Here is a 16,650-nt window from a genome sequence, read left to right as displayed (position 1 = left end):
AGCACTTCCAGCGACGAACGAGGTGAAGCGGAAACTGCCATATATCTGGTAGTTACAGGATACGAATTGACAGCGGGCATGCAGTCATCAGAACATCGATCATCAGGGTTTCTTTGAAAAGCCTGGCTGGCAAGGCTATTCAGCCAGCCGGACACTGTGGATCGACAAGGCCGATAGACGTCAGGATAAATAGTCGCGACGGGTCATTCGGATCAAGCCGCCAGGGAGAGTGATGGTGTCGAACGAGGTTGCCGATCAGCCCAACGGATCAGGCTTGCAACACTCAAATGCCGTTGGAGACTCCTCCTTCGATGCCAAGTCTTCCGACATGACATTGGGAGGCCTGATCCGGCGAGCTGCTGAGGAAGCAGGAGACCGTATTGCAATGGTCGATGGCGTTGCCGACGCCGCGCGGAGGCGGCGCTGGACCTACGCCCAGTTGTTGCAGCAAGCCGAGCAGACCGCGCGCGCGCTTCTTGCCCGTTTCCAGCCAGGCGACCGCATCGCCGTGTGCTCGCCCAATTGCCCGGAGTGGGTGATCCTCGAATTCGGCACCGCGCTGGCGGGCATGGTGCTGGTCCCCGCCAATCCGATGTATCGCGAAGCGGAATTGGCGGGCATTCTGCAGGATTGCGAGGCGACTGCGCTGTTCCATGCAGATTCCTGGCGGGCGAACGATATTGCCGATGTCGCGGCGGGAGTCCGCGACAATACGCTCCCTGAACTTGCCCTCATTTCCTTTTCCGATTGGGATGCATTCCTGACGAACGGAGACGCTGCGCGCGAACTGCCGCACGTAAATCCGCGTGATCCGGTGATCATTCAGTTTACATCGGGGACGACCGGACGGCCAAAGGGCGCGATCCTGCATCATGGCCTGATCAACCCGCCCCGCAATGTCGCCAATTGTTGCGGCTTGCCCGAATATGGTGTCTGGCTCAACGCCATGCCCATGTACCATATCGGGGGAGCGGTCGTTTCATTGCTGGCGACGATCTCCAAACATGGCACCTTCGTACAGATGCGTGAATGGGACCCTGATCTGGCCCTTGAACTGATCGAAACCGAGCGTTGCAACGGGATGCTGTTAGTCCCCACCATGGTGGTCACGATGCTGGATCGGCCGGATTTCGCGAAATATGATCTTTCCAGCATCGATTTTATCGTGGCTGGCGCGGCGCCCGTGCCGCCCGCCTTGCTGGAACGGGTGACCGATCGCATCGGTTGCCGCATGATGATCTGTTTCGGCCAGACCGAGGCTGGCGGGCCGGTCACCAACACCGCAATCGGCGACGGCGCGCACGAATTGTCAAATACCCTGGGCCGCGCCTTGCCCGGCATGCAGATCGAAATTCGTGATCCGCAGACGGGTGCCACTCTTCCACCCGGAGAGAAGGGGGAAATGTGCTTCAAGAGCGCACAGGTCATGCTGGGCTATTATGGGCGGGAGGAAGAAACCCGCGCGGCGTTCACGCCCGACGGGTGGTTGCGGTCGGGAGACCTCGGCATGCTCGACGAGCGCGGCTACATGTCGATCACCGGCCGGTTGAAGGACATGATTATCCGCGGCGGCATCAATATCTATCCCCGCGAAGTGGAAGATGTCCTGTTCGAACATTCGAACGTCGCGCAAGCCGCAGTGATCGGCGTTCCTGACGATAAATGGGGTGAGATCGTCGTCGCCATCGTGCAGGCTGCCGATGGGCACCAGCTCGATTTCGAGGAACTGCATCAGCACTGCCGCGATCGGCTGGCGTCGTTCAAAGTTCCTGCCCTGTGGGTCCCGACAGACAGCTTTCCGCTCAATCCAACTGGCAAGGTCCAGAAGTTCGTCCTGATCGACCAGGTGAGAAATGGTGAGCTAACGACAATTTCGGTTCGGTGACGAGCCTGCAAGCGATATCAGGAACGTCCCATCCAGCAATGTTATCGCAACCTTTCAGCCGATGGAAGGCCGGTGTCCTAATCCAGGCCGGCGCGGCACGCTGGCGGCGTGCCGGAACCCATCGTCTTCGGATCAATCGGCAGGTCGCGGCGCACATATCCCTGAACCAGCGCATCAAGCTGCCCCTCGGCATCGCGCGTGACTTGCAACAGCCATGTCCGGAACGCCGTCAGCGCAGGCCCATCGGGCCGGCCCCGTCGGGTTACGATATAGTGCGGCAGATGGGCGTCAAAAATCTGATTGACGGGCATCATCAGGCGACGGGCGCGCAAGTCATCTGCAATCAGAAAGAGATTGCCAAGCGCGATGCCCGCGCCCTGCCGGGCAGCCTGGTACGTCATGCTGAGGGAATCGAATCCGATACGATGCTGCATAGGGAACTGGCGCACATCCAATGCCGACAAAAGCGGCAACCACAGCTCCGACTCCCGGGGTGAGGTGAGAAAGGTTTCCCGCTCCAAATCCAGAGGCTCGATCCATTGCCGTCCCTTCAGCAAGGCAGGAGAGCATATGAGTGCGAGGTACGTGTCAAACAGCCTATCGCAGCGGAAATCATCGCCCTGCGGCGGCCTGCCGGTCAATGCCATATCGAAATCGTCGTCCCGCCACTCGGCGTCCTTGATCGAAAGGCTGAGATCGAGGTGAATATCGGGGTGCAGCGCCCTGAAATCCGAAAGCCGGCCTGCCAACCATTCGGTCGTGAAGGTCGAGTAGAAGCGGAGCCTCAATCTATTGTCGCGCTGCCGATCGGTCGCGAGGCGGTGGCTCGCACTGTCGATCTCGCCGAACGCGCGCGCAAGTGACGCAAGATAGGCGACACAGTCGGGTGTCGGCTCCACGCCGGAGGTCTGACGGCGCAGGAGGGTGCGGCCGAAAAAGCCCTCGAGCAAGCTTATGTGCCGGCTGACAGCACCCACAGAGACGCCAAGTTCCTTGGCCGCTGCGGAGAGGCTGCCACGCCTTCCGGCTGCCTCCAGCGCACGTAGAGCGTTAAGGGACGGGAGACGATAGCGCACATTGGCTCCCCATGGCATCACTCCTTATCATATCGTTTTAAATCGATGGAGAAAGCCTACGCCTTGACGTGCTTGGCGGTCAAGGAAGCGGTCTTCAGATCGCATACCCGGTTTGATAAAATTGTCACTGCCGCCCCCGACATGCAAACGGCATCAATCCGGCAAGAACAATCCGTCGGAGAGGAGACATCGCGGTGAGCGAAGAGGCATTCGATTTCGATGTAATCATCGCCGGCGCCGGGCCGGTCGGTTTGACGATGACCATCGACCTGGGCCGCCGGGGCATCCGTACCATGATCATGGAACGCGATCCAAGCACCGCTCCCTGGCCTAAAATGGACCGGTCGAACGCCCGTACCATGGAAATCTACCGCCGGATGGGCATAGTCGATCGGATTCGCGCGCTGGGCTATCCGGGCGATAATCCGATGGATGTGTTGCTGGTCCGGACGATGAACGAGCCGCCCCTGGCTCAGATCGCCTTCCCTTGCGTCGATGAAAAGCGCGCTCTGGTGGCCGCCACGAACGACGGCACGATCCCGCTCGAGCCCTATCAACTTGTCTCCCAGAATGCGATCGAACCGCTGTTGCGGGAAGTCGCAGAAAGCGAGACGCCAAACACGACCGTTCGCTACGGTCTGGAATTGTCGAGCATCGAGCAGGACGAAACGGGCGTCACGGTTAAGGCGCAACGCACCGACGGCAGCGGAGAGGTGGAGACATTCCGCGCCCGTTACCTGGTGGGCTGCGACGGCGGACGCAGCACGGTGCGCAAGCAGTTGGGCATCAGGCTTACGGGTGTTTCCGCGCCCGTCGATATGCGCCAGGTCATCTTCAAATCGAAGGATCTTTACGATCGGATGGCTGTGCCGAAGGGCCGCCACTACAGCTTCCTCTCCGGCGGATCGCTGGTGGCCCAAGGGTCTCGCCAGGAATTCACCTTTCACACGCCGCTGCCCGAAGACACGGACTTCAGGAAGGTCCTGCGCGAGCATATCGGTTTCGACTGCGAAATCGACATCGAACATGTGCTGACCTGGCGGCCGCATCTCCGCCTCGCGGAGCGCTACCGCGAAGGCCGTGTGCTGCTGGCCGGCGATTCTGTCCATCTTGTGATCCCTACGGGCGGCCTTGGCATGAATACCGGCATCGGCGATGCGATCGATCTTTCGTGGAAACTCGCCGGAACGATCCATGGATGGGGCGGATCGGAACTGCTCAACTCCTACGAGTTAGAAAGACGCCCGGTCGCGCAGCGAAACATCGAGGCGTCGGGCTGGGCCGCCGACGGTGCGGCCTACTGGCCCGCCACCATCACGCGGGAGGTATATGAATTCGGTCCCGTGGGCGAAGCCGCGCGCGAGCGGCTGGGCGCCACCTTCGTGCGCCAGCACGGGCGCATGCACGGCATGGTCGGTGCCGAAACCTGCTATTCCTACGCAGGCTCCACGCTCGTGGCGCATGAACCCGGCAATATGCCCCATTGGGAATTCAGCCGCATCGTTCCCCACGGTCGGCCCGGCATTCGTATTCCGCATATGTGGTTGAAGGACGGACGCGCTTTGCAGGATGTGCTTGGCGACGATTACACTCTGCTCGATCTGACCGGCACATATGACAGCGCCGAGATGGAGTCCGCCTTTGCCGAAATCGGCGCGCCACTTGATGTCGTAAGGCTGGACGAGCCCCATGTTCGTGATACGTTGAAGGGCTCGGTTTTCCTGTTGCGCCCCGATCTTCACATCGCCTGGCGCGGCAGGGGCTATCCCGAAAAGGCATGGGACATCGTCCGCCTCGCGACGGGACACGGCGCCGGCTATGATGCCTGATCGGGAGAAGAACCCATGATACGCGAAACGGGTCAAATTCCTCATTCTGCCGATGTGGTCGTGCTTGGCGGCGGCATTGCCGGACATTGCGCCGCGCTGGAGGCTGCCGAACTCGGCGCTCAGGTCCTTTTCCTCGAAAAAGCGTCTCAGGCGGGCGGCAGTTCAGCCATGGCCGGGGGGGGCTTCATCTTTGCGGGCACTGACCTGATGCAGGAAGCAGGCTTCGATGACGGTCCAGAAGTGCTGCGCCAGCGTCTTTTTTCGTCCGGAAAGAACCGGAACAGCCCGGTGCTGGTCGACGCATTCGTCAAGCATCAATTGGAAGCCTATCGCTTCCTCAAGGATCATGGCGCAAAGTTCAAACTCAATTCGATGGACCGATGCCTCCACGAAACCGGTACGGGTCGGGTGGTCACCAACATGCACATGGCGGCCCTTGCCCATCCCAACATCGTCTACGCATCGAAATGCGCGGGTATGAAGCTGATGCGCGACGGGGAAACCGGTCGCGTACGCGAAATCATGGTCGCTTATGGCGACGAAGTCATGTCGATCGAGGCGAAACGCGGCATCGTCCTTGCCACCGGCGGATTTTCGCGTTCGCGCGAACTGATCGGTGTGTTCGCGCCGGAACTGCTGAGTGCCGTCAAGCATGGAGGAGTCGCGAACACCGGCGATGGTCTCATGCTGGCATGCGATCTCGGGGCGGGGCTTGCGGATCTGGGCTACGTCTCCGGCTCCTTTGGTGGCGCCATTCGCAACTATCCCCATGGCGTGCAGGGTGCGGATGAGGTTCCACCATTGCTCTTCAGCTTCCTGTCGGGTGGCATCATGGTCAATGCCGAGGGTCAGCGCTTTGTCAACGAAGGGCAGCCTTACAAGGCGCTGGGCGGCGCGGGCATGGCGCAAACGGGGGGCATCGCCTTCCAGGTGTTCGACAGCAAGCTGCTTGAAACTGCGTTCGACGACAGCTCGGTCAACAATTATCCCGAAGGCATCGCTGCCGGCTATATCCGGACGGCCGATACGATCGCCGATCTGGCGCGGGCGATGGCGATCGATCCGGATGCTCTGGAAGCGACGGTAAAACGCTACAACGCCAATGTCCGCGATGGTAGCGATCCGGATTTCGGACGGACCAGCAACCTCATGACGGTCGATGCGCCGCCCTATTGCATTGCCGCCACCGCCAATGCGCTGACCTCCACTTATGGTGGGATCACCACAAATGGGGACATGGCGGTCACCGATTGGATGGGCGAGCCGATCCAGGGATTGTACGCGGCGGGCGAAGTCGTTGGTGGCTTCCATGGAGCCGGCTATCTCAGTGGCACGTCGCTTTCCTCATCGTCGACGTTCGGAATGCTGGCGGGACGCGCCGCGGCGGGTCAGCCGGGCGCCTGAATCAATTTCCGGAGGCATGATGAGTGGCATGCGGGACCGATCGACACATCTCGACGCCTTGATTGAAGGCTATGACAGTCCGCCGGACGACGCTGAAGAACGGGTGCGCTCCTTGTCGGTGTTGCGGGCCTGGCAGCTCGCGCTTGAAACCAAGGATCTTGCAGGCCTTGAGGCGCTGATGCACGAGGATATCGTCATCGACCTGCCGTTCAGCGAAAGCGGACGAACTGAATCCGGCTTTTTTCGCGTCTATCAGGGAATTCCGGAATGCCTCGACTTCTGGCGTGTCGCTTTCCAGTTCGAAAAGCAGTTGCACCCCTTCACGGAGATGGAGCTTTTCGTCAGTCCGGATGGATCCCGCATCTTCTTCGAAGGACAAGGGCATGTCACGATGACGACGGGCGCCGAATATCGCAATCGCTATGTCCTGCGCATCGATCTGGATGATGGCAGGGTCCGGCATTATCGCGAATATTATAATCCGATCATCTCCGCCTTCGCCTTCGGACGACCGATCGCCGGACAATTGAAGCTCGACAGATTATAGCGCTTGGCTCTGGCGTGTTGGCCCTGCCCTCACATTCTTCGGGTATTTCGATATATTCCCCGACGGTCAGCAGATGACGCCGGATGCCCGCATTGCATTGATCTGCTCTTCGTGGATCCCGATTTCGCGCAAGATTTGATCGCTATGCTGCCCGATCCTGGGCGCTACACCGCCCACCGTAGCCGGCGAATGGGAATAGTCGACAGGGTGAGCGGCTACACGCACAGGCCCATAGTCTTCTGTGTCATACTCCCTGACACATTTCAGGTGACGCGCCTGCGGATCGGCAAGAAACTCCTCGACCGTATTGACCTTGCCTACCGGAAGGCCTTCGCGCACAGCGATCTCCTCCAGTTCCATCGATGTGAATTTCAGCGCACCCTTTTCCAGTTCGTGCCACAAGGCTTCGTAATTCTGGACACGTCTGATCGGGTTGGAAAATCGATCATCCTCCAGAAGATGTTCTGCATCCAGAACCCTGCTGATCGCCGCGAATTGTTCGTCCGTCTGAATATGTCCCATGAACATTCCGTCGGCTGTTCGAAACGGGCGGGTGATATTGATAACCGGCGTGCGTTCGTCCCCTTCGATAAAACAAAGGTTGTGCAGATTGTCGACCAGCGAGAAGAAGGCGAAGGATTTCATCAGCGGAACAGAGATCAACTGCCCCTCGCCGCCGTTACGCTCCCTATGGAAGAGCGCCGCGTTGACCGCGCTGACTGCGGTGCTGGCTGCGTATTTGTCCACGAACATGGACCGCAGCGGCATCGGCGGGCCCTCAGGTCCCTGCAGCGCCATGGCTCCGGTGAGGGGCTGAATCACCTGGTCGAAAGCCGGCCTGTCGGCATAAGGCCCATCGGGTCCGAAGCCGGTTATCATCACATAGATGAGGCCAGGATTCCTGAGCTTGAGTTGTTCATAATTGAGCGCCAACCGCTGCAGTGCCGCCGGCCGCGCGTTCACCAGCATGACGTCGCATTCCGCCGCGAGAGATTGCGCGACGGCGCGCCCTTCTTCGCTCTTCAGGTCCAGCGCTATGCTGCGCTTATGCCGATTGACCGCAAAGAAATGTGAGCACATGCCCTTATGCTGCGGCTTGACGTTCCGGAAGGGATCTCCCTTCAGCCCCTCAACCTTGACCACCGATGCCCCAAGGTCCGCCAGCATCGTCCCGGCCAGCGGGCCAGCCACCATTTGGGTGATCTCCAGCACCTTGATGCCGGCCAGCGGACCTCTGCTCGCTTCATTCGCCATGAATTCCATCTCCGTCCAGCATGTGCATGGCACTGCTGCATCAGTTTATACAGATGTTTTATCTATGCTGAATTGCATCTGCAACCAAGACCCACCATCAAGATCGAGACGTCCCCATAATATCATGGGCCGTTCGGACCGGGGCGTCAGCGCGCAGTTGTCATCGCCATCAAAGGGGTTTCGGCGAGGAATCGGGCGGCTGCCCCCGAACAGATGCTGTGCTCTACGTCGGCGGGTAAGCCGATTGAGCGTATCCAGCGAGCGGGGTCTGTCTGCATGATCATATAGGGATAATCCGTCCCGGCGAACACCTGCCCAGGTGCCATTTGCGTTGCCAGATAGGTGAGATAGTCCGGATCATAGACATTTGTATCGTAAAAGAATTGGCGCGCCTGATCGATTGGACCAATAGTGCATTTCCCTTCAAATCCATTGGTGCCTAGCCAGCCGAGCTGCAACCGCCCCAACATCGCGCCGAGCGTGCCTCCTCCATGGCTGAAGGCTACACGCAGGCGAGGAAAACGGCTCAACACGCCCGCCATGATGATTGCGGCCGCTGTCATGCCGGTGTCCACTGGGAAAAGGGCAAATCCTGTGAAGCCAACATCAGCCGGGAGCGTCTTTGCCGCAATCGGATGAAGCGCATGAATGAAAACCGCCATGCCTTCCGCTTCGGCGGCTTCCCAGAAGGGATCAAATTCGGAGCCGCCGAGCAGCTTTCCGTTGATATTGCTGCCGATTTCAATTCCCACCAGGCCGAATTCCGCCTTCAGTCGTGAAACCATGCGAGCCGCGACATGCGGGTCCTGCAAGGGAACCGACCCCAGCCCTCTAAAACGCGATGGAGCAGCAGAGACCATGCTGGCGATCAGGTGATTGGTTGCGTCGCACACTATATGCGCGTCATCGACGTCGAGCCAATAGGACAGCAGCTCCGGCATGGGCGAAAGGACCTGCACGTCCACGCCATCGCGGTCCATGTCCTCGATCCGGCGTGCCACGTCCCAGGAACGCGCATCCAGCTTCCTGAAAGGCGTCTCGCCAATCATCAACGTGCCTTCAATCGAAGACTGGCACTGCATGCACGGCCAACGCGATGCGACCTTGTCATTTGGGGCCGCCGGGAAAGAGAGCGGCGAGACATGCGAATGGACATCAATGAAGCTGGACAACCCATTATTCCTTTCGATTTCCCCGGTTGGTCGTAGCCCAGATTACAACGCCTAACGAATTTTCCGGCTGATCACTTCCTTCATGATTTCCGAAGTTCCGCCATGGATGCGGTGAATGCGCGCGTCACGCCAAAGCCGGGCTATCGGATATTCGTTCATGTACCCGGCGCCGCCATGAAGTTGCAACGCCGCGTCAACGATGTGCCAAAGATTCTCCGAATGCCACAATTTGGCCGCGGCTGCCTCTTCCGAGCGAAGCAGACCCTGCAAATGCCGCATTCGCGCCCAGTCGAGATGCGCCCATCCCACCTGCAACTGCGTCGCCATGTCGGCCAGGGTAAACCGCGTGTTCTGGAATTCGAATATCGGCTGACCGAACGCCGTTCGTTCCTTGACGAAGCGGACGGCTTCGTCGAAGGCCCGCTGCGCCTGGGCTTGCGCGCTGGTCGAGATGGCGAGTCTTTCCTGCCCCAACTCCGACATCATGTAGCGGAAGCCCTGCCCTTCCTCGCCCAGAAGGTTGGAAACAGGTACCCGCATGTCGTTGAAGAACAATTCCGACGTATCGGCGCCATGCAGGCCGATCTTGTCCAGATTGCGTCCCCGCTCAAAGCCGGGTGTATTGGCCTCCACCAGGATCAGCGAAACGCCCTTGGCGCCCTCTTCTCCCGTCCGCACCGCCAGAAATACGAGATCAGACAGAAGGCCGTTGGAAATGTACAGCTTGCTGCCGTTGATGACATAATGATCACCATCACGACGTGCGGTAGTGCGCAAATTCTTGACGTCTGAGCCACCGCCTGGCTCCGTCATTCCCAAAGCCGTGACGATTTCGCCGCTGATCATGCCCGGCAAATAACGGGCTTTGAGTTCTTCCGAACCATAGTTCAAAAGATAGGGTGCGGTAATCAGGGATTGGAGACTGACACCCACAGGCGCGTTGATATAAAAAAGCTCTTCGAGAAATACGAGATCATAGGAGATATCGAGGCCAACGCCGCCATAGGCCTCCGGCATGCTCGAACAGAGCAATCCCGCCTCGCCTGCTGCCCTCCAAAAGGCTCTGCTGGTGATGCCCTCAGCCTCCCACTGATCGAGGTAGGGCTCGGCTTCCCTGGCGAGAAATCTACGCACGGAATCTCGGAATTGCGCGTGACTATCCTCAAATCCCACGCGCCCGCTGACGTCGAGCATCTCAGTCTCTCCTATGCAACCGGGCGGATACTGAAGCCCGCACCGGGCGCCGCATCATCCTCATTGGTTCAATGAAGATAAAGCATCGTTTTATATTCTATGCAACCAACGGAAATGCAGAATTGTCATATTTTGTTGGGGATAGGGCAATTTTATCGCCATATATAGGTCAATTGCACTATTTATGATACGAAATGGTCGAACAGCGCGGGGAGCACAGGATGAGCGAGAGCGAAAAAGCCGTAGAGGCGAATTGCGGTACCGCCGCGGCAACATTGATCTTGTTCTCCGACCGCCCGGACCGACCTGCGGAACATCTCATGATCCAGCGCAGCGCTAAACTTCGGTTCGCACCCAACGCGCTGGTATTTCCGGGCGGGCAGGTGGACGAGGACGATGGCTTGATCGCGGCCGATGTCAGGTTCGTCGATGTTCAGGTTGAGGACCGGGTCGAACGCTCTCATCGCGTGGCCGCCATTCGCGAGACGCTGGAAGAAACCGGCCTGGCCGTGGGGTTCGCGCAGCGAGGCGCGGTCGATGTGCCGGCCATGCAACGCGCGCTGAAAGAGGGGGCATTGTTCAGCAACCTGCTCGCGACAGCCGGGATCAGCCTCGATATGTTGGCGCTGCGCCCTTGGGCGCAGTGGCATCCTCGCCTGTCGCATCGTCGTTTCGACACGCGCTTCTATATCGCGCGCCACGACGGTGATCGCACTGTTCGGGTCGACCCGGACGAGGTGGGCCGGGCGCTCTGGATCACCGCAACTGATGCGATCGCCGAAGCGGAAGCAGGCCTTGCAAAAGTCATTTTCCCGACTTTGTGCAATCTGGAACGCCTGGCGGAGCATCCCAACTTCACGGCGGCCGATGCACATCTGGCGACAATCGAATGTCGGCCGATTTCGCCGCAATTGCATGATGATGACAGCGGGAAGAGTTGGATCTCCATACCGGATGACAGCGGCTATCCCCTCACTCGTCGCCTGCTGTCCACACTGCAAGTGCCTTGACCGAAACCGGCCCCGATCTCGCGCTTTATTACGCGCCTACGCCGAACGGATGGAAGATCACCATCTGCCTGGAGGAAATGAGACTGCCTTATCGAATCTGCCCCGTGACATCGGCCGGGACATTGCCGGAGGGATTCCTTGCCGCCAGCCCGAATGGCAAGATCCCTGCGCTGGTCGACCGCCATGGGATGAATGGGCAGCCACAGGCCATCTTCGAGAGTGCAGCGATCCTGCTCTATCTGGCGGAAAAGACGGGAAGGTTTCTCGATCCCGCGCCGTATGATCGCTACGCCGTGATCCAATGGCTTGTCTGGCAGGCCGCCGGCCTGGGTCCGGCAGCGGGACAGAACGGGCATTTCCTATTCTATGCACCGGAAAAGCTGCCCTACGCCATCACCCGATTTGGCAGCGAAGTCCGGCGGCTATATGCCGTGCTGGATGCCCAACTCGCGCGAACCGGGGCCTTTGTGGCTGGCGACAACTACTCCATTGCGGACATGGCATGCTTTCCCTGGATCATGACGCACAAGGCGCAGGGCTTGAGCCTGAACGACTATCCAGCGCTCCAGGCCTGGTTCGCGCTCTTGCGCGCGCGGCCGGCCGTACAGCGCGGCATTGCCGCGGGCGGCGGCATCGATGTCATGCGCTCCCGCGCCTTCCAGCGACCCCAAGGTCTTGAGGAGCAGAAAAATGAAGCTTGAAATGTTTTTTGATTGTTCCAGCCCGTGGAGCTATCTCGCCTTCGAGCGTGTCATTCCGTTGGCAGAAAGCTTTGGCGTCAGCGTGGATTGGCGCCCTGTGCTGGCTGGCGGCATCTTCAATGCGGTGAACCCTGGCATCGAATATTTCAAGTCAAAGGACAAAATGCCGAGGCGCAAGGTCGATTATCACCTGAAAGTCATGCAGGATTGGGCGGACGTGACCGACGTGAAGATCGCCTTTCCGCCGGCCGGGCACCCTGTGAACAGCGTCCGGGCGATGCGCGCATGCCTCGTCCTTCGGCCGGTGGGCAAGCTTGTTCCTTTCGCGCGCGCCTGCTTCCAGGCGATCTTTCGCGACGAGCAGCCGCTTGGCGAAGATGCGGTCTTGCTCCATATATGCGATCAGGTCGGGGTAGATGGACCATGGCTGCTGGACCGCATAGCCATGCAGGAGGTCAAGGACGCCCTGCGCGCTGAAGTCGACGAGGCCATTGCGCGCGGCGCTTTTGGCGTGCCTACATTCTTCCTCGATGACACCGACATGTATTTCGGCGTGGATTCGCTACCGCTTGTGAATGCCCGGCTGAGCCGGGCGCGCGTCGTTGGCTGAGGGGCGTACGCCGCCGTCGTCCTGCATTTTGCGACCCTCTGTCGACCTTCTGGACGGCTGATACATCCTCGATCTCGATCGGATCGAGTCCTTCGCGCAGTGGTTCGACCGTATAGCAGGTCACGCGAAAGACCGTCCGATCTGCGGCCAGCGGTTTACCTGGTCCCATGCCGTTGCTAGACCGCCCGGATGATTGATTTGTCGCTGAGGCACTATCGCAATTCGGATGGGCTGACACTTGTTGGCGATGTTGGTGGGTCGCTCGAAGCGCCCGCCGTGGTTCTGCTGCATGGTGGCGGGCAAACCCGCCATTCCTGGTCCGGCGCAATGACGAAGCTGATCGAGCAAGGGTATCTGGTGATCAATTATGACGCCCGCGGCCATGGCGATAGCGACTGGTCGCCGACTGGCGATTATTCCCTTCCCGCCTTGGCGTCGGATTTGCGCGTGATCCTTTCAACCCTCAGTGGACCCGTCGCGCTTGTCGGTGCTTCCATGGGCGGTATAACGAGCTTTTTCGCAATCGGCAGTGGCGCCGCCCCATCGGTCAGCGCACTGGTGATGGTGGACATCGCTCTGCGCCCGGCGGCGGCGGGCGTTGATAAAATACATCGTTTCATGACAAGCCATCCAAATGGCTTTGCCACGCTGGAGGAGGCTGCGGCCGCAATTGCCGCCTATAATCCCGATCGCCCCCGGCCCCGCAATCTGTCAGGTTTGATGAAGAATTTGCGTCTGCGAGACGATGGACGTCTTCACTGGCATTGGGATCCGCGTCTCATGGCGCAGCGGCCGACATCGGAGCCGCCCTCAAGATTGCGCCAGCTGGAAGAGGTGAGCAGCGCGGTGACGGTGCCCACTCTTTTGGTGAGGGGCGGGAACAGCGATATCGTCGATGACGAAAGCGTCTCCGACATGTTGCAGCGGGTTCCGCAGACGGAGGTTTTCAATGTGCCCGGAGCCGGACACATGGTCGCGGGCGATCGCAACGACGCGTTCAACGAGGGCGTTTTTGCCTTCCTGGCTAAACATCACCCGCTCGCTGCGAAGGGTCATTGATCCTGAATAGTGCGCTGGTCGACGGCCCTCGCACGGATAGTGCCGAACTTGTGTCGGCAGTTCCAGCATCTGTTCAGCCCAGTGCCGAACAGATGCTGGAAAAGCATGGTGGGGTAGACTGCCGTCCACCCCACGCATCTTAAAGGCCGTCGAGCCCCTTGCTGACCAGAATGTTCACCGCCACACGGCGATTCTGCGCCTTGCCTTCCAGGGTGTCATTGCTCGCCAGAGGATCAGCCTCGGCCATGCCGGTGGGCGTCAACATGCGATAAGGTTTCCAGCCGCAGGCCTGCTGCAGATAATTCACCACACGGCCGGCGCGCTTCTCGCTCAGCACCTGGTTGAATTCATCGCCTCCGGTCGAATCGGTATAGCCGACTACCAGCAGGAGAGCATTGCTCATCCCCTCGGCCGTTGCCGCAGTCGCGCAAAGGTCGTTCTTGGCCTGTGCCGACAGCACGGCCTTGCCCGTGTCGAAATTGACGTTCGTCGTGCTTTTCACATTATACTGGTCGATCTCGCCCATCCGGCCGCGCAGTGCCGCAGTGGCAGCCGTCTGTTCCTCAAAACCCTGGGCGGTGCCGTTCTGGATCATCGACGCTGTCTTCAGATCCTTGTTCTGCAGATTGATCTGGCTCGCCACCAGGCCGCCGCCTGATTGCAATGTCTTGACCGTGACCGGCAGGCCGTTCAGCAGGGAGGTTGCGGCCAGCCTACTGCGGTTGAGGCCAAAAAAGCCCTTGCTGGCGCTGATCTTCGTGGCGTCGTCGATGACGATGACCGACTTGGTGCCGTCGGCCGCGGTCACCTGCATCTTGTCGCCGCTACGCGCAGAAATAATGCCCTTGATTTCCGGCCCTTCGGTCTTCTCGGCCGGGAGATAAGCGGTCGCCGACACATCGGCTGACGGCGGATCCTGCGTCTGTGCTGCCAGGCTGCCCGACGAAGCGCCGGCCAGCAGGGCAAGAACGAACAGATATTTCGGGCTGTTGGATATGACACTCATCACGCTGCTCCTCCAAATTCGATCAGTCGGGCCTGCGTTACCGCAGCTTTTCGTCCGACTGCCGTTCGCATGATGGCGTATTCGGCTGTCAGAAACCCCTCCATTGTCTTCCCACAAATCCTTCATGACGCCACGAGCGAGCGCCATGGGTGCTCTGCCTGTTAACCTTGACCTTTCTGCTGCATGAACAGTCTGGCGCAGTCCAGTAGTTGTTTAGGCAGTTGGAGCGCATCTTGCGACGAACCGAAGGAAGCGCCTTGGGCGATCTGCCCGTCATATTCGTCCCTACGGGCCAATAGATGCCCGCTATATTCAACCGATATGGCGATTTTTGCCTGGGCGGGAGAAGTGCTGAAATAACAACGGAATTTGAACAGTCTGCTATTTGTCCTTTTGAAACATCCTCTTGGCATTGACCGAACGACTATTCCCGTTCACCTGACCGCCGCGGGATCGGTATATCTGTAATGCATATCCGACACGACTCAGCCGCCCCTGTTCCAAAGATGCGCCCTATTTGATTGATCTGCGTAAAGAAGGACAATTTTGAGGAACATTGGGCAGGGCTGGGAGTATTGGTCCTGAGTGGGACCCCTACGACGCCCGTTTCAAGAAAAGCAGGCCGGATAATGGACAGCGATTTTCTTCCCTGGGTGGCGGCCAACAGCGAAAATATCCAGTTGCGTTTCAATGCGCATCTTGAAAGCCACACAACGGTTGCTCGTCATCTTCTCCACAGGGAACGGATCGGGGAAACGTTGCACTTCTCCGGTCAGAATGCCCGCTCCGCCTGTATCGACGGCGAAACTCTTTGGGAATTGAGCATTCGGCATTGGGATGGACATGACACGCATCTGGCGGGGCCGTCACTGGACGAATGCCTCGCTCTGGCAGAAAAGCTCTTGTTCCCTTCGACGCAGGGGGCCCTTGCAGCCTGACTGGCGCCTGATTAGTTCAGGCGGTTCGTGCCGCTCATCGTCTTTCGCCAGAGGTCAGGGCCGCTCATCCATCAACGTGCGAACCAGCGACTGCATGCCCGCGTCGAATTTCGCCAGCATCACATGATCGTCCGCCGTCTCGAAATGCGTGATCAATCCGTTTCCGGTCCACCGATGAATCGCGAAGGCCGGCGGGTCCGCAACGATCATCGGACGGTTGTCGGGAGCCTCCGGGTCCATCGGCCGCATGTCGAGGGCAAGCTGCGGCGCGGTTGATGAGCAGATCGCGATCGTCGTGCCCTTCCAGGGCGCGACGACGGAACGATGGATGTGACCGCAGAGGATCGCCTGCAGATTGGCGCGGCCAGCGATCGTCGCGGCAAAGCGCAGCACCCACGCTTCGTCGGGATGGGTGTTCATCCAGTCAATGCCCACTTCGACGGGGGGATGGTGCATGACGATCAATGTCGGGGTGGCGTCATCTTCGTCCAGTCGGGCGGCAAGCCATTGCGCGCGCCGTTCGCAGAAAGCGCCGCCATGACGCCCCGGTTCCAGGGTGTCGAGCATGATGATCCGCCGTCCGTCCTGATGGATCACATATTGGACAAAGCCGTCCTCGACGGGAATGTGCGGGAAATGCATGGCGAAATGCGCCCGGTCGTCATGATTTCCCATGCAGGGCCAGACCGGAAAATCGCACTGGCTGAAAGCGTTCGCCAGACGGCGGTAGCTGTCCGCATCGCCCCGGTCGGTAAGGTCACCGGTCGCCAACAGCAGATCGGGGCGGTTGGGGCCGTCATTCAACGCCCTCAATACCTGATCCAGCCGCTTGCGGTTGAATTCGGCGGGGTTGTCCGGGTCGAAGCCCAGATGGATGTCCGTGACCTGCGCGATCAGCATTGGTCTGCTCCCCCTCTTATTGCCCTTGTCTGACCTTATGTGCGTTGGTTGCTGCAGAGGCAGTT

Annotated in this window: 15 protein-coding genes; 9 read left to right on the top strand and 6 right to left on the bottom strand. The window is 59.5% G+C overall.

The window, feature by feature from the left end:
- Positions 1–232 precede the first annotated feature (232 nt).
- Positions 233–1,885: a class I adenylate-forming enzyme family protein gene (locus tag MRBLSP13_RS00635; RefSeq protein WP_363752072.1), complete on the top strand. Its 1,653-nt coding sequence runs from the start codon at positions 233–235 to the stop codon at positions 1,883–1,885.
- Between the two features lie 77 nt (positions 1,886–1,962).
- On the opposite strand, the gene MRBLSP13_RS00630 is transcribed toward MRBLSP13_RS00635, so the two are convergent.
- Entirely contained in the window at positions 1,963–2,979 is a 1,017-nt protein-coding gene (locus tag MRBLSP13_RS00630) for a LysR substrate-binding domain-containing protein (protein ID WP_363736031.1), read from the bottom strand.
- 176 nt (positions 2,980–3,155) lie between these two features.
- On the opposite strand from MRBLSP13_RS00630, the gene MRBLSP13_RS00625 reads away from it, so the two are divergent.
- Genes MRBLSP13_RS00625 through MRBLSP13_RS00615 form a run of 3 tightly spaced genes read left to right on the top strand, consistent with a single transcriptional unit; the run spans position 3,156 to position 6,741 of the window.
- Entirely contained in the window at positions 3,156–4,790 is a 1,635-nt protein-coding gene (locus MRBLSP13_RS00625) for an FAD-dependent monooxygenase (protein ID WP_363752069.1), read from the top strand.
- Between the two features lie 15 nt (positions 4,791–4,805).
- Complete coding sequence (locus MRBLSP13_RS00620; protein ID WP_363736029.1) at positions 4,806–6,194, top strand: FAD-dependent oxidoreductase; 1,389 nt, start codon at positions 4,806–4,808, stop codon at positions 6,192–6,194.
- A 16-nt stretch (positions 6,195–6,210) separates the two neighbouring features.
- Entirely contained in the window at positions 6,211–6,741 is a 531-nt protein-coding gene (locus MRBLSP13_RS00615; RefSeq protein ID WP_363752066.1) for a nuclear transport factor 2 family protein, read from the top strand.
- A gap of 66 nt (positions 6,742–6,807) precedes the next feature.
- On the opposite strand, the gene MRBLSP13_RS00610 is transcribed toward MRBLSP13_RS00615, so the two are convergent.
- From MRBLSP13_RS00610 to MRBLSP13_RS00600, 3 genes are all read right to left on the bottom strand, one after another.
- Entirely contained in the window at positions 6,808–8,004 is a 1,197-nt protein-coding gene (locus MRBLSP13_RS00610) for a CaiB/BaiF CoA transferase family protein (protein WP_363752064.1), read from the bottom strand.
- A 137-nt stretch (positions 8,005–8,141) separates the two neighbouring features.
- Positions 8,142–9,167 (bottom strand): amidohydrolase family protein, encoded by a 1,026-nt coding sequence (locus tag MRBLSP13_RS00605; protein ID WP_363736026.1) that lies wholly within the window; start codon positions 9,165–9,167, stop codon positions 8,142–8,144.
- Between the two features lie 51 nt (positions 9,168–9,218).
- Positions 9,219–10,361, bottom strand: a complete 1,143-nt coding sequence (locus MRBLSP13_RS00600) for an acyl-CoA dehydrogenase family protein (RefSeq protein ID WP_363752061.1) — start codon at positions 10,359–10,361, stop codon at positions 9,219–9,221.
- A gap of 221 nt (positions 10,362–10,582) precedes the next feature.
- Here MRBLSP13_RS00600 and MRBLSP13_RS00595 point away from each other — a divergent pair, with 221 nt between their 5' ends.
- The 4 genes from MRBLSP13_RS00595 (at position 10,583) to MRBLSP13_RS00580 (ending at position 13,741) form a co-directional block, all read left to right on the top strand.
- Positions 10,583–11,371, top strand: coding sequence for an NUDIX hydrolase (locus tag MRBLSP13_RS00595; RefSeq protein ID WP_363736024.1), 789 nt, complete (start codon positions 10,583–10,585; stop codon positions 11,369–11,371).
- Entirely contained in the window at positions 11,368–12,072 is a 705-nt protein-coding gene (locus MRBLSP13_RS00590) for a glutathione S-transferase N-terminal domain-containing protein (RefSeq protein ID WP_363752058.1), read from the top strand. Before MRBLSP13_RS00595 ends, MRBLSP13_RS00590 begins: the two co-directional genes overlap by 4 nt.
- Positions 12,062–12,682: a 2-hydroxychromene-2-carboxylate isomerase gene (locus MRBLSP13_RS00585; RefSeq protein WP_363736022.1), complete on the top strand. Its 621-nt coding sequence runs from the start codon at positions 12,062–12,064 to the stop codon at positions 12,680–12,682. Before MRBLSP13_RS00590 ends, MRBLSP13_RS00585 begins: the two co-directional genes overlap by 11 nt.
- Positions 12,683–12,871: 189 nt before the next feature.
- Complete coding sequence (locus tag MRBLSP13_RS00580) at positions 12,872–13,741, top strand: alpha/beta fold hydrolase (protein ID WP_363736021.1); 870 nt, start codon at positions 12,872–12,874, stop codon at positions 13,739–13,741.
- Positions 13,742–13,880: 139 nt separating this feature from the next.
- Here MRBLSP13_RS00580 and MRBLSP13_RS00575 read toward each other — a convergent pair whose 3' ends face one another.
- Positions 13,881–14,747 carry an OmpA family protein gene (locus MRBLSP13_RS00575; RefSeq protein WP_363736020.1) on the bottom strand — a complete coding sequence of 289 codons (867 nt, stop codon included), beginning with the start codon at positions 14,745–14,747 and terminating at the stop codon, positions 13,881–13,883.
- Between the two features lie 629 nt (positions 14,748–15,376).
- Here MRBLSP13_RS00575 and MRBLSP13_RS00570 point away from each other — a divergent pair.
- The gene (locus MRBLSP13_RS00570) at positions 15,377–15,685 is read left to right on the top strand and encodes a hypothetical protein (RefSeq protein WP_363736019.1); all 309 of its coding nucleotides are present in this window, start codon (positions 15,377–15,379) and stop codon (positions 15,683–15,685) included.
- A gap of 54 nt (positions 15,686–15,739) precedes the next feature.
- On the opposite strand, the gene MRBLSP13_RS00565 is transcribed toward MRBLSP13_RS00570, so the two are convergent.
- On the bottom strand, positions 15,740–16,585 hold the full coding sequence (locus tag MRBLSP13_RS00565) for a metallophosphoesterase (protein ID WP_363736018.1): 846 nt from the start codon (positions 16,583–16,585) through the stop codon (positions 15,740–15,742).
- Positions 16,586–16,650: the final 65 nt, after the last annotated feature.

Source organism: Sphingobium sp. LSP13-1-1.1, assembly GCF_040676415.1.
Taxonomy (GTDB): Bacteria; Pseudomonadota; Alphaproteobacteria; order Sphingomonadales; family Sphingomonadaceae; genus Sphingobium.
Note: the sequence above shows the minus strand (reverse complement) of the source record. Positions and strands in the feature narration are given on the sequence as shown.